This window comes from Microvirga sp. VF16 (assembly GCF_016864375.1).
Classification (GTDB): Bacteria; Pseudomonadota; Alphaproteobacteria; order Rhizobiales; family Beijerinckiaceae; genus Microvirga.
Genome location: NZ_CP069354.1, coordinates 97,630 through 110,233 on the forward strand (window position 1 = coordinate 97,630; position 12,604 = coordinate 110,233).

The window sequence follows — 12,604 nt, forward strand, 5'->3', positions numbered from 1 at the left end:
CACCACTTTCGTCATCGCGGGCTTTGTGCTGGTGATCCCGATCCAAAAGGTGCAGCGTTTTTCTAATCGAGGGTCGGTACGAGCCCGGCGATGAGGGGTGTCATTCCTGGCCAGGCACTGAGGCCCGGCCCCTCTGCATCCCCATTAGTCTGAACCCTATACCAAGGACCTAATCTGGGAATGTTGACTTTCCAAAACGTTTTGGAGATCTATTTATGAGCACCAGGAGAGTTTGAACCCTGTGTCGAACCTGAAGATTCTTGCGCAATCGCTCGGCCTGTCGATTACGACGGTATCGCGCGCCCTCGACGGTTATTCCGACGTGGCGCCGGCCACCCGCGAGCGGGTGCAAGCGGCAGCCCAGGCCATGAATTACCGGCCGAACCCGGCCGCGCGCAGCCTGCGCCGGCGCAGGGCCGAAGCGGTGGCCGTAACCCTGCCGACGGAGCCGGGGCGCTTCGGCCCTCCGATCTTCCTGAACATGCTCGCTGCCTGCGGCCAGAGGCTTGCCGAGGAAGGGCTCGACCTGATGCTGCTGCCAACCGCCGGCCGCGCCGGCGAGATGGACACCTACCGACGTCTCCTCGATGGAAGGCGCGCCGATGCGGTGATCGTCGTGCGCACGCGGCTCGAGGACGAGCGGGTCGCCTTCATGAAGGAGCGCGGCATTCCCTTCGTCACCCATGGCCGCACCGCCCAGCCGGAAGAGCACGCCTTCATCGACGGCGACGGAGAGGCCGGCTTCCGGGATGCCGCTCGACAGCTTGCATCCTCCGGCCACCGGCGCATCGCCCATATCGCGGCTCCGCAGGACTTCACTTTCGCTCATCTGCGCCGCAAGGGCTGGCTGGATGCCGTTGAAGAGATGAACTCGGAGCCAATCGAATATACGGCGCAACCGACGGAAGCCGGCGGCTACGAGGCCGCGCAATGGCTTTTGCAGCAGGACGCGCCTCCCACGGCTCTTCTGTGCGCGACCGACAGCATGGCGATCGGCGCTTTGAGCGCGCTCAAGGAGCGCGGCCTTGCTGCCGGGCGCGATATAGCCGTGATCGGTCACGATAATCTGCCGTCCGCTGCATTCACGGACCCGCCGCTGTCGAGCATGGAGATCGCCGCGCCCGATGTCGGCCGGCAGCTGGCGGAGATGCTGATTGCGCGGCTTGGCGGACGCGATGCCCGTGAGCTGCAAACCATTCTGCCGGTTCGGCAGGTTCCGAGGGCCACTCACGGAACGGCGAACTGAGCCTGATGCCCTCGACCTTTCCGGCCCCGGGTCGAGCGGCACTAAGAAGGGACCGATGGAGGAAGGAAATGACGCATCCGGTATCGCTTCGCGCCATTGCCGCCGCGGCCGCCCTTTTCGGAGGGCTCACGGTCGCTCAGGCGCAGGAAACGATTTTCTACTCGACACAGCTTCGTCCCATCGAGGAAGCGACGAAAGTCCGCGAGGTCCTGCTGAAGGGATTGCCCGGCAAGGTCACATACGTCGTCGATGAACCGCCTGCCTTCGCTGTCCGCATGAAGGCAGAGACGCAGGCGGGCAAGCGCACGGCGAGCGTCGTCGGCGCGCTGCACGGCGAATTGCAGCCGCACGTGCCGGCCGATCTCCAGCCCGTCGACGATGTCGCCGCGAAGCTGACCGATCGCGGCATTCCGGCGAGCCTGATGGATCTCGGCAAGCTCGGAACGAACCAGCAGCAATACATCCCGTGGATGCAGGCCACCTACGTGATGGTCGCCAACAAGCAGGCGCTGCAATACCTGCCGGCGGGTGCAGACGTGAACAACCTCACCTATGCGCAGCTGCAGCAATGGGGCAAGAACATCGTCGACAAGACCGGCCAGCGCCGCCTCGGTTTCCCGGCCGGCCCGACGGGCCTCTTGCCGCGCTTCTTCCAGGGCTATTTCTATCCCTCCTTCACCGGCGGCGTGGTGACGACCTTCAAGTCGGCCGATGCCGAAGCCGGATGGAATGCTCTGAAGGAAATCTGGGCGGTGTCGAATCCTAACTCCACCAACTACAACTTCATGCAGGAGCCGCTGCTCGCAGGCGAAGTTTGGGTCGCGTGGGACCATATCGCCCGCGTGAAGGAAGCGCTCACCCTGCAGCCCGACCAGTTCGTCGCCTTCCCGGCGCCGGCAGGCCCGAAGGGGCGCGGCTACATGCCGGTGATCGCCGGCCTCGCCATTCCGAAGGATGCGCCGAACCGCGCAGGCGCCGTGGCGGTGATCGAGCACATGACGAAGCCCGCGACGCAGCTGGCGACGGCCGCGGAAGTCGGCTTCTTCCCGGTCGTGAAGGCCCAGCTGCCGCCGGATCTTGCGCCTGGCATCAAGCTGCTCGCCGGCGCGGTCGATGCAACGCAGAATGCAAAGGATGCGCTCGTCTCGCTCCTGCCTGTCGGCCTCGGCGCCAAGGGCGGCGAGTTCAACAAGGTCTATATGGACTCGTTCCAGCGCATCGTGCTGCGCAACGAGCCGGTGAAGGACGTGCTCGAAGCCCAGGCGAAAGTGCTCGACGCGCTCATGAAGGAAACCGGCGCGCCGTGCTGGGCTCCCGACAAGCCGAGCCAGGGCGCCTGCGCCGTTCAGTAAAATAGCAAAAGCCCGGCGGAATGCGTTTCGCCGGGCCACCTCCTCGCGAGTGGAGCGGCTTTCCATGCCTGCGCGCACATCCTGGATTCCCTATGCGCTGATCGCGCCATCGGTCGTCTTTCTCGCTGCGCTGTTTCTTGTGCCGCTGGTGCAGACGGTGTGGCTGTCATTCTCCGCAGGCGAGGGCATGTCGCTGGAGAATTACCGGCGCATGGCCGGCGACCTGAACTTCTCGTTCGCCGTCAAGAACACCTTCCTGCTCACCCTCGTGGTCGTGCCGCTCCAGGTGGTGCTGGCGCTCGCCATGGCCACCATGGTGACGAAGCTCGACAAGGGGCGGGATCTCGTCCTGTGGGTGCTCACCATTCCGCTCGGTATCTCGGATCTCGCCGCCGGTCTCGCCTGGCTCGCGCTTTTGCAGAACACCGGCTATCTCAACTCCGCGCTCTATGCGCTCGGGCTCATCCAAGGGCCCGTCGGCTGGCTCTCGCAGGAGACTCCCGTCGCCCTGTTCTTCGCCATCGTTCTGGCCGAACTCTGGCGCGCCACGGCCATCGTGCTGGTGATCCTGATTGCCGGCCTGCAGCTGATCCCGAAGGAATTTGCGGAAGCCGCCGAGATCTTCGGTGCGAAGCCCTGGACGCGCTTCACGAAGATCACCCTGCCACTCCTGAAACCCAGCCTGCAATCGGCGCTGATCCTGCGCACGGTGCTCGCCTTCGAGGTCTTCGCCGTTGTGTACGCGCTCGGCGGGCGCAACTTCCCCGTTCTCGCCGGCGAGGCCTATGTCTGGCAGAACGACAACCAGAATTACGGCGTCGCCGCGGCCTATGCGGTTCTCATCATGGCGATCTCGCTCGCCGCCACCGCCGTCTATCTGCGCGTGCTGAGAACGCGTCCGGAGCAGCTCCCATGACAAGCAGCGCTGCCGAACTGAAATCCACCTCGACGAGCCGCAGCATGGCTCTTCCCTCCGCGCGCCGCCTGCTTCTCTGGACCGGCCTTGCGGCCCTCATCGCCTGGGTGTTGGTGCCGATCTATCTCGTCGCGCTCGGCGCCTTCGGCGGCAGGCTCGGCGTGTTCCGCTGGCCGAAATCGATCTGGCCCACGGATCTGTCCTTTGCGGCCATGAGCCAGTTCCTCGCCATCGAGGGCGTGTTCAACGCCCTCGTCAATTCGCTCATCGCGGCGGGACTGACGGTGGTGTTCTCCATCGCGCTCGGTGCTCCCGCGGGCTATGCGCTGGCGCGCTATACCTTCCGCGGACAGAACGCCTATCGGCTGCTCGTTCTCCTCACCCGCGCCTTCCCACTCGCCATCCTGGCGCTGCCGCTCACCGTCTCGTTCATTCGCTTAGGACTCTACGACACGCCCGTCGGCGTCTCGCTGATCCATACGGTGCTGGCGCTGCCCTTCGCGGCACTCGTCACGCAGAGCCTGTTCATGGGCATCCCGCGCGAATACGAGGAAGCGGCCTGGGTCTTCGGTTGCACGCGCTTCCAGGCCTTCATCAAAGTGATCCTGCCGCTGGCCCTGCCGGGCCTTGCCGCAACCGCAATCTTCGCCTTCGTGATCTCGTGGAACGAGGTGTTCGCCGCCTCGATCCTCACCGTGCGCGAACGGACGCTCACCGCCTATCTGCTCCGGATTCTCGCCGAGAGCCCGCTGCATTACCGCTTCGCCGGCGGCTTCATCCTCATCATCCCCTCCGTGCTCTTCATCTTCGCCGTCAGGCGATACCTGTTCGCGGTGTGGGGCATTGCCAGTAAGTAACGGATCGTCCCATGGCTGATATCGTCATCGACCGCGTCGTCAAGGAATTCGGCACCTTCCGCGCCCTGCAGGAGGTTTCGCTCACCGTCAACGACGGCGAGTTCGTCGCCCTGCTCGGTCCTTCCGGCTGCGGCAAGACCACGTTGCTTCGCATCATCGCGGGCCTCGAGACGCAGACCGCCGGCCGCGTCGTGATCGGCGGGCAGGACGTAAGCGACCTCGCACCGCGCAAGCGCGGCCTCGCGATGGTTTTTCAGAACTACGCCGTTTTCCCGCACATGACCGTGTTCGAGAACGTCGCCTTCGGCCTGCGCATGCAGAAAGCCTCTCAAGCCGATGTGAAACGCAAGGTCGAGCGCGCGGCCGCCCTGCTCCACATCGAAACCTATCTCGACCGCTACCCGGCGAAACTCTCGGGCGGCCAGCGCCAGCGCGTGGCGGTGGCGCGCGCGCTCGCCGTCGAGCCGGCCGTTCTGCTCATGGACGAGCCGCTCTCCAATCTCGATGCGCTGCTTCGCCTCGAGATGCGCACCGAGCTGAAGGCCGTTCTGCGCGAGGCCGGCACGACGACCATCTACGTGACCCACGACCAGACCGAGGCCATGGGCCTCGCCGACCGGATTGCGGTCATGTACGGCGGCAAGATCGACCAGATCGGCTCGCCGCTCGAGATTTACGCCACGCCCGCGACCCGCTTCGTCGGCGGCTTTATCGGATCGCCGCCGATGAACTTCATCAAGGTCCAGTGCAGCCATGGCACAGCGAGGATCGGCGAGGCCGCGCTGCCATGCCCATCGACAGGCAAGGACATGGAACTCGGACTGCGCGGCGAGGATGCGAGCTTGAGCCCCAACGGCTCCGGCATTCCCTTCGATGTGCGCGTCGTCGAGCCGATGGGCTCGCACCTGCTCCTGACAGGTGCCATCGACGGCCAGCTCGCCCGCATCGTCGCGCCGCCGACGGCAAAAGTGAATGCCGGCGAGCGCGTGGGCCTGAATGTCGATCCCGCGCGCGTGACCTGGATCGACAGCACCACCGGGCGGGCGCTCGCCCGGGTTTGAATTAAAGGAATTTTTCAAATGACCATGCTTCCGAAGGAAGAAGCCGCGCGCACCATTCTCGCGCGCAACGATCGCGGTGGATACACAGTCCCGACCGACCGGCTCTATCCGTTCCAGTGGAACTGGGATTCCGCCTTCGTGGCCATGGGCTTTGCCCTCTTCGACGTGGACCGCGCCTATCGCGAGCTTGAGCGCTTGATCGAGGGCCAGTGGGACGACGGCATGATCCCACATATCGTGTTCCATGCGCCGAGCGATACGTATTTTCCTGGCCCGGACGTGTGGGGCACGCACCACCGCATTCCGACCTCCGGCATCACGCAGCCACCGGTCTTCGGCATGGCCCTGCGTCATGTTCACGAAGCGGCTCTCGCCACCAGCAGGGCCGATGCCGCGGCACGCACGAAGGCGCTGTTCCAGGCGGCCCTGCGCTCGCATCGCTGGTGGCTATCGGCACGCGATCCTGAGGGACTCGGCGTCGTCTCGATCCTTCATCCCTGGGAGAGCGGCAGCGACAACTCGCCGGCTTGGGACGCGGCGCTCGCCCGCGTGCCTACGACCACGACGACCACGATCCGCCGCAAGGACACGGGCCACGTGGATGCCTCTATGCGTCCGCGTGACGAGGACTACCAGCGCTTCATCCATCTCGTCGATACCTATCGCGATTGCGGCTGGGATCCGAAGCGGCAATGGGCGGCTGCCCCCTTCAAGATCGCCGACGTGCAGATGACCGGCGTTCTCGCACGCGCGACGGCCGATCTCATGCATCTCGCAGAAACATTTGGGTCCGACGACGAGAAGTCGGAACTCGCGCGCATGCACGAAAAGCTCCTCGACGGTCTTGCCAGCCGCTGGCGGCCGGAGCTGTCGCGTTTCGTCAATCTCGACCTGATCTCAGGACAGGATATCGAGACGCCGACGCAGGCCGCTTTCATTCCTCTCGTCGCCCTGACCCTCGATGAGCCGAAGCGGAAGGCGATCGCGGAGGAGATCGAACGCTGGCTCGACGGCATGGTCGTCGGCGTTCCCTCGACGCCCGCCTTCTCGCCATCCTTCGAACCGAAGCGCTATTGGCGCGGCCCCGTCTGGGCCGTCGTCAACTGGCTTATCTCGGACGGCCTGCGCCTGAACGGGTCCGAGGATCTTGCGCGGCGGATCGAGCGCGGAACCGTGCGAGCCATCGAGAAGGCAGGTTTCTGCGAATATTTCGATCCGACGACAGGAGAGGGTCTTGGCGGAGACACCTTCTCCTGGACGGCCGCTGCCTACATGGTGCTCGGACGGCGAACCTGACGGCGGGCGTCAAGACGGCTGCAAGGTCAGGCACCCGTACCCGGTCATCAGTCTGGTTGTCCAGGAATTGCTCTGGAGCATTGTCAGGCGCGGACCAACGGTCCGCGCCTTCGAAAAACGGCATCCGCAGTTCTACCAAGGCTAGGAACGCCAGCTTAACGGTCGGCGCGATGTGCTGTTGCTGAGCCTTTTTCAGGCTTCGCAGCAAACCCTCAGGAAGGGATAGCGCCTTCTCGGCACGGTGCCAAAGCGCTCATATTCATAGCAAAATCAGTGGTTACGAGGGATTTTTGAGATCTCTTGTACAACAGCATCGACGCGTCGCCCAGCTTGGGGCGCGGCGCACGGCGAACCACTTTGGCATATTGAATCAATAAAATGCAAAAAACTATTTGCATTTCTAAATTTCATTATGCAATATCTACCCATGATCCACAGATCGGAAATCCGAGCCGGCGTATCGACCATGGACGTCAATGGGCGGCGGCTTCGTATCGTCGACCTCCCGGCAGCGGCCGGAGGCGACCTCGAACTCATGCCGCATATCCTGCGGATCATGCTGGAGAACGTGCTGCGCAACGCAGGCGAGGATGCGCCGCGGGCCAGGGCCGCGATCCTGAGCTGGCTGGAGACCGGGCGCAGCGACGAGGAGATCCCGTTCCTGCCCGGCCGCGTCATGATGCATGACACCACCTGCGGCCCGGCTCTGGTCGACATTGCCGGCATGCGGGCTTCCCTCGCCGAGGCCGGGCACGATTCGAGCCGGCTCAATCCCGTCCTGCCGGTCGATGTCTCGACCGACCATTCCCTCGGGGTCGACGTGTTCGGCTCCCGCGATTCCCTGCGCCTCAACATGGAGCGCGAATACGGACGCAACGCCGAGCGCTACCGCTTCATGAAATGGGCGACACGGGCGCTGACTGGATTCCGCGTCCATCCGCCCGGCACCGGCATCATGCACACGCTCAACCTCGAGCGCCTGGCGAGTGTCGTCACCACGGCCGAGCGGGATGGCGTGTCATGGGCCATGCCGGACACCCTGATCGGCACCGACAGCCACACGCCGATGATCAACGGCATCGGGGTGCTCGGCTGGGGCGTCGGCGGACTGGAAGCCGAGAGCGTGTTCTTCAGCATGCCGGTGATGATCCGCGTGCCGGACGTCGTCGGTGTGCGCCTCCTAGGACGCCTACGTCACGGTGTACTCGCAACCGATCTGGCATTGACGGTCACCGAGCGCCTCCGTCGCATCGATCTCGCCGACCGCTTCGTCGAGTTCTACGGCGAGGGCGTCTCGACACTCTCCGCCGGCGACCGCGCCGTCATCGCCAACATGACTCCGGAATTCGGCGCCAATTCCGGGTTCTTTCCCATCGACGATCAGACACTGCGCTATTTGCGTGAAACGGGCCGCAGCGCCGATCACATCCGTCTCGTGGAAGACTATGCCAAGCGGCAGGGTCTCTGGTTCGATCCTAAAGCGTCTCCGCGCTTCACGGACACGATCGAGATCGATCTCGACGAGGTCGAAGTCAGCCTCGCCGGGCCGCGCCGACCGCAGGACCGCATTCCAGCAGGTAAGACTGTCGAAGCTCTTGCTCCCATGCTCGCGGGCCGTCCGATCTCGGATGATCAACTGGGCAACGGGTCCGTGGCCATCGCGGCGATCACGAGTTGCACCAACACGTCCGATCCGAGGCTCCTGGTCGCCGCGGGCCTCGTCGCCCGCAAGGCGCGAAGCTTCGGCCTCACGCCGCCAGCCTGGGTAAAAACATCGCTCGCGCCGGGCTCGCCGACAGCCGAACGCTATCTGCGCCGCGCCGGATTGCTGGAGGATCTTGAGGCGGTCGGCTTCGGCATCGTCGGCTATGGCTGCACGACCTGCATCGGCAATTCCGGTCCGCTGCCTGCCGTGGTCGAGCAAGCCATGACGGAGCGCGGCATCCTTCCCGTCGCCGTTCTGTCCGGCAACCGCAACTTTCCGGGACGCGTTCACCCGCAGCTCGAAGCAGGCTTCCTGGCCTCGCCTCCTCTCGTCGTCGCCTTTGCCCTTGCGGGCGACGTGAACCGCAACATCCTGACCGATCCCATCGGGCGCGCGTCGTCCGGCGAGGAGATCAGACTCACCGATCTCTGGCCCACCGGCGGCGAGATCGATGCAGCGCTCGCCATGGCCATCGATGCAGGCGATTACGAGACCTCGTACGACGAGGCCGAGGCCAGCGAGACATGGCGGGTGCTCGATGCGCCTGCCACCGATCTCTTTCCCTGGAATCCGGCCTCGACCTATATCCGCCGTCCGCCCTTCGCAGGGTTCGGCAAGGGCACGCTGCTCGGCACTTATGCGGCGCATCCGCTGCTCGTGCTCGGCGACGACGTCACCACCGATCACATCTCGCCGGCCGGACAGATTCCGCAAACGGGAGAGGCTGCGGACTATCTCATCGAGCGCGGCGAGAACCGGCGTGACCTCAACGTCTTCGCTTCCCGTCGCGGCAATTGGGAAGCGATGGTCCGGGGCCTGTTCACCAATAAGTCGGTGCGCAACCTGCTCGACCCGCAGATCGCGCCGGGCTTCACGATTCATGTCGGAACGGACGAGCACCTGCCCCTGTGGCGCGCCGCCGAGCGCTATGCCAGCGAGAATGCCTCCGTCGTCGTCGTGGCGGGAGAGCGCTACGGCATGGGATCGTCGCGCGATTGGGCGGCGAAGGGCGTGGCGCTTCTCGGCGCGCGCGCGGTGTTGGCCTCGAGCTTCGAGCGCATCCATCGCTCGAACCTGATCGGCATGGGCATCCTGCCTCTCCGCCTGCCTGCAGAGCGGCATCCGAACGATCTGCACCTTCTGCCCGGCGATCAAATTCTCATCGATGCCGATGCCGCGAAGATCAGCCCGCGCTGCGCCGTGCCCGTCACGATCCGGCGCGCATCGGGCGCGAGCGAAACCTTCATTGCCATTGCTGCCATCGAAACCGGCCTCGAGGTCGAGATCCTGAAGAGCGGCGGCATCATTCCCCTCATCCTGCAGCGCGTCGTCAACGCGGAGGCCACAAGCCGCGAGAAGCCTGCACCTGAATTCACCGGCAACGGTGAAACAACCCGGCGAGAGGCTTCGCCGAACACCTGACGCTGAGCGGCAAAAATCCGCTTCGCGCTCACCATCTCACGCAACCTTAAAGGGAGGAACTCGTGAGCCACTTCAGCAAGACACTTCGCGGCGTTGCCGTGGCCGCTTTGACGCTCGTCGCATCATCGGCCTTCGCGCAGCAGGAACTCAAGATCATGGCCCCGGCCGGCCCCGGCGGCGGCTGGGATTCCGCAGCCCGCTCGATTCAGCAGGTGCTGACGCAGACCGGGCTTGCCAAGAGCGTTCAGGTCACCAACGTCACCGGCGCCGGCGGCACCATCGGCCTCGCGCAATTCGTCAACAACGGAAAAGGCGATCCGAACCAGCTCATGGTCAACGGCATCACCATGATCGGCGCGATCCTCAGCAACAAGTCGCCGGTCGGCCTCGATCAGGTCACGCCGATCGCGCGTCTCACGGGCGATCCGCTCGTCATCGTCGTGCCGGCGAATTCGCCGATCAAGAACGTTCAGGAGCTCGCGGCCGCGGCAAAAGCCGATCCGGCGAAGGTGACCTGGGCCGGCGGCTCCGCTGGCGGTGCGGACCATATCCTCGCGGCCCTGTTCACCAAGGCGGCCGGGTCCGATCCGGCGAAGGTCAACTACATCGCCTTCTCGGGCGGCGGCGAGGCTCTCGCGGCCATGCTCGGCGGGCGCGTGACGGCCGGCGTCTCCGGCTACGGCGAGTTCGAGAGCCAGATCAAGGCCGGTAAGCTGCGGGCGCTTGCCCTCTCGTCCGGCAAGCGGCTGACCGGCGCCGATGTTCCCACCCTGAAGGAGCAGGGCATGGACGTGGAGGTCGTGAACTGGCGCGCCATCATGGCGCCTCCGGCCATCACGGCGGACCAGAAGAAGGCCCATGCCGAGACCATCGACAAGCTGGTCAAGTCGAAGGAATGGGCCGAGATCCTCAAGCAGCGCGGCTGGGAGGACTTCTATCTGGCGGGTACGCCGTTCGAAACCTTCCTGAAGGAGGAACAGACCCGCGTCGGCGACGTCCTGAAGTCGATCGGCCTCGTGAAGTCCTGATAACGACTGGCCGGGAGATCGATTTTCGGTCTCCCGGTGCTATACCGCGGGGAATCGCTTAAGAGACAAAGTGATTTCCCGTGGCGAGGTCAGGCTTCTTCGATGAGTGTCCCGGTCAGTGAACGTGCAGCAGGCAGCAAGCGGGAGATGACCGACGGGCTCGCCGCGCAGATCTTCGATCATATCCGGGGATCGGGACTGGCTGTCGGGGCCCATATCACCGCCCAGGAACTGGCGGAGCGGTTCAGCGTCTCCCGCTTTCCCGTAGGACAGGCCCTGCAGCTCCTCGCGGCCAAGGGCGTCCTCGTCCATGAGCGCAACCGCGGCTATTTCGTTTCCGATGCGAAGACTCCGTCGGCGGAGGCCCTCGGGCTGGCCAAACGGGACGACACCTCCGAGATCTATTTCAGGATCGCCGAAGATCATCTTCATGGCGGCCTGCCCGACCCGGCTTCCGAGGCCTATCTCAAAGAAACCTACGGGGTCACGAAGGCGCAGCTGAACACGGTCTTGAGCCGGATTGCCCAGGAGGGATGGGCCGAGCGCCGCCCCGGCTACGGTTGGTCCTTCTCTCCCATGCTGACGACGCCCGAGAGCCTGGAACAGACCTATCGGGTCCGCCTCGCTCTCGAACCCGCCGCCTTGCTGGAGCCTACCTACCATCTCGATCCCGAGACGGCAGAACGCTGTCGCGAGGCAGAGCTCCGGCTTCTCAATGGCGCCATCGAGACGGATAGCGCTGACGCTCTCCATGAACGCGGCGTGCGATTTCACGAGGCCATCATCGGTGCCTCCGGCAATCCGTTCTTCCTGGAAGCGGTTCGGCGCATCAACCGCGTGCGCCGCCTGCTCTCCTATCGCTCGATGATCGACCGCAAGCGCTATCGCCAGCAATGCGAGGAGCATCTGCAGATACTCGACCTGCTGGAGCGCGGCAGGAACCACGACGCCTCACAGGCGCTCCGCCGCCACCTGGAACATACCATCGAGAATCTTCAGGAGATCAGGCCCATTCTCTCACGTTGAATGTGTCCAAATTGAAGAGGAAGGGCCGGAATCGAACACAACGAGCCATTCGCCCCATCGGGGAGCTTCAAAGCTCGATCGCTTTGGATTTCTCTGCAGATCAACCCTTAGAGAAGGGTTGGTGCCCAGGAGAGGCCAAACATACCGAAATCGGTTGCTCAGAAGCCTTATTTTACAACACTTTGGTAACACCCTGTAAAGCCTGTGTGAGCAAATGTGTGACCTTCGGCCGGCTCCTTTAGAGCGGGCGGTGATTGTCTAAGCTGCATACCTGGGATCACGTTCGTGGCCTTGTCCACAATGCTTCAACACCGATCTATCCGGTAAGCATTTGTGTCGGGAGCGGAATTTAGCCTCCCTGGCGGGGGTCTTATTTGACACGAGCGGCACTTATGTTGCCCGCTTGTCAACATTCAGTTGATAAGCCAATGTACGTGGGAACCGAACATTCGCTGCGTGTTTGACGCATTGTTCAATCAGTTTCGCTCCATGTGGAGCAAAGAAAAAGGGGACGATCTCTCGCCCCCCTTCAGGTGTCCGGGTGAGGAAGGCGACCAACCTTTGATCCTCAACCAGACTGCGCACTACGGGGGGTGCTTAGGCTAACGCTTAGGCATTCCCCGGCAGTGAGAGCGCACATACTCCCACTTTCCTAACCGATAGCGCCGATAGTCCGTGACGCTTACAGGCTGGTG

Annotated in this window: 9 protein-coding genes; all 9 read left to right on the forward strand. The window is 64.0% G+C overall.

Going from position 1 to position 12,604, the window contains the following annotated elements:
- Positions 1-241 precede the first annotated feature (241 nt).
- The 9 genes from JO965_RS00485 (at position 242) to JO965_RS00525 (ending at position 11,909) form a co-directional block, all read left to right on the forward strand.
- Positions 242-1,246 carry a LacI family DNA-binding transcriptional regulator gene (locus JO965_RS00485; RefSeq protein ID WP_203441787.1) on the forward strand — a complete coding sequence of 335 codons (1,005 nt, stop codon included), beginning with the start codon at positions 242-244 and terminating at the stop codon, positions 1,244-1,246.
- Between the two features lie 68 nt (positions 1,247-1,314).
- Positions 1,315-2,598, forward strand: a complete 1,284-nt coding sequence (locus JO965_RS00490; RefSeq protein ID WP_203441788.1) for an extracellular solute-binding protein — start codon at positions 1,315-1,317, stop codon at positions 2,596-2,598.
- A gap of 64 nt (positions 2,599-2,662) precedes the next feature.
- Positions 2,663-3,514: a carbohydrate ABC transporter permease gene (locus JO965_RS00495; protein WP_203441789.1), complete on the forward strand. Its 852-nt coding sequence runs from the start codon at positions 2,663-2,665 to the stop codon at positions 3,512-3,514.
- A complete protein-coding gene (locus tag JO965_RS00500) occupies positions 3,511-4,371 on the forward strand; it encodes a carbohydrate ABC transporter permease (RefSeq protein WP_203441790.1) in 861 nt (286 codons plus the stop codon). The genes JO965_RS00495 and JO965_RS00500 overlap by 4 nt, the downstream gene beginning before the upstream one ends.
- A gap of 11 nt (positions 4,372-4,382) precedes the next feature.
- A complete protein-coding gene (locus tag JO965_RS00505) occupies positions 4,383-5,432 on the forward strand; it encodes an ABC transporter ATP-binding protein (protein ID WP_203441791.1) in 1,050 nt (349 codons plus the stop codon).
- Between the two features lie 18 nt (positions 5,433-5,450).
- A complete protein-coding gene (locus JO965_RS00510; RefSeq protein ID WP_203441792.1) occupies positions 5,451-6,728 on the forward strand; it encodes a trehalase family glycosidase in 1,278 nt (425 codons plus the stop codon).
- Positions 6,729-7,155: 427 nt separating this feature from the next.
- Positions 7,156-9,855 (forward strand): aconitate hydratase AcnA, encoded by a 2,700-nt coding sequence (acnA, locus tag JO965_RS00515; protein WP_371826824.1) that lies wholly within the window; start codon positions 7,156-7,158, stop codon positions 9,853-9,855.
- 62 nt (positions 9,856-9,917) lie between these two features.
- Positions 9,918-10,883, forward strand: a complete 966-nt coding sequence (locus JO965_RS00520) for a tripartite tricarboxylate transporter substrate binding protein (protein WP_256451902.1) — start codon at positions 9,918-9,920, stop codon at positions 10,881-10,883.
- A gap of 102 nt (positions 10,884-10,985) precedes the next feature.
- Positions 10,986-11,909 (forward strand): GntR family transcriptional regulator, encoded by a 924-nt coding sequence (locus JO965_RS00525; protein WP_203441793.1) that lies wholly within the window; start codon positions 10,986-10,988, stop codon positions 11,907-11,909.
- Positions 11,910-12,604 lie beyond the last annotated feature (695 nt).

What these genes read in the sequence shown, in the direction of transcription:
- JO965_RS00490 (WP_203441788.1), top strand. Translation starts at nt 1,315, where the DNA reads ATGACGCATCCGGTATCGCTTCGCGCCATTGCCGCCGCGGCCGCCCTT.
- JO965_RS00495 (WP_203441789.1), top strand. Translation starts at nt 2,663, where the DNA reads ATGCCTGCGCGCACATCCTGGATTCCCTATGCGCTGATCGCGCCATCG.
- JO965_RS00500 (WP_203441790.1), top strand. Translation starts at nt 3,511, where the DNA reads ATGACAAGCAGCGCTGCCGAACTGAAATCCACCTCGACGAGCCGCAGC.
- JO965_RS00505 (WP_203441791.1), top strand. Translation starts at nt 4,383, where the DNA reads ATGGCTGATATCGTCATCGACCGCGTCGTCAAGGAATTCGGCACCTTC.
- JO965_RS00510 (WP_203441792.1), top strand. Translation starts at nt 5,451, where the DNA reads ATGACCATGCTTCCGAAGGAAGAAGCCGCGCGCACCATTCTCGCGCGC.
- acnA (WP_371826824.1), top strand. Translation starts at nt 7,156, where the DNA reads ATGATCCACAGATCGGAAATCCGAGCCGGCGTATCGACCATGGACGTC.
- JO965_RS00525 (WP_203441793.1), top strand. Translation starts at nt 10,986, where the DNA reads ATGAGTGTCCCGGTCAGTGAACGTGCAGCAGGCAGCAAGCGGGAGATG.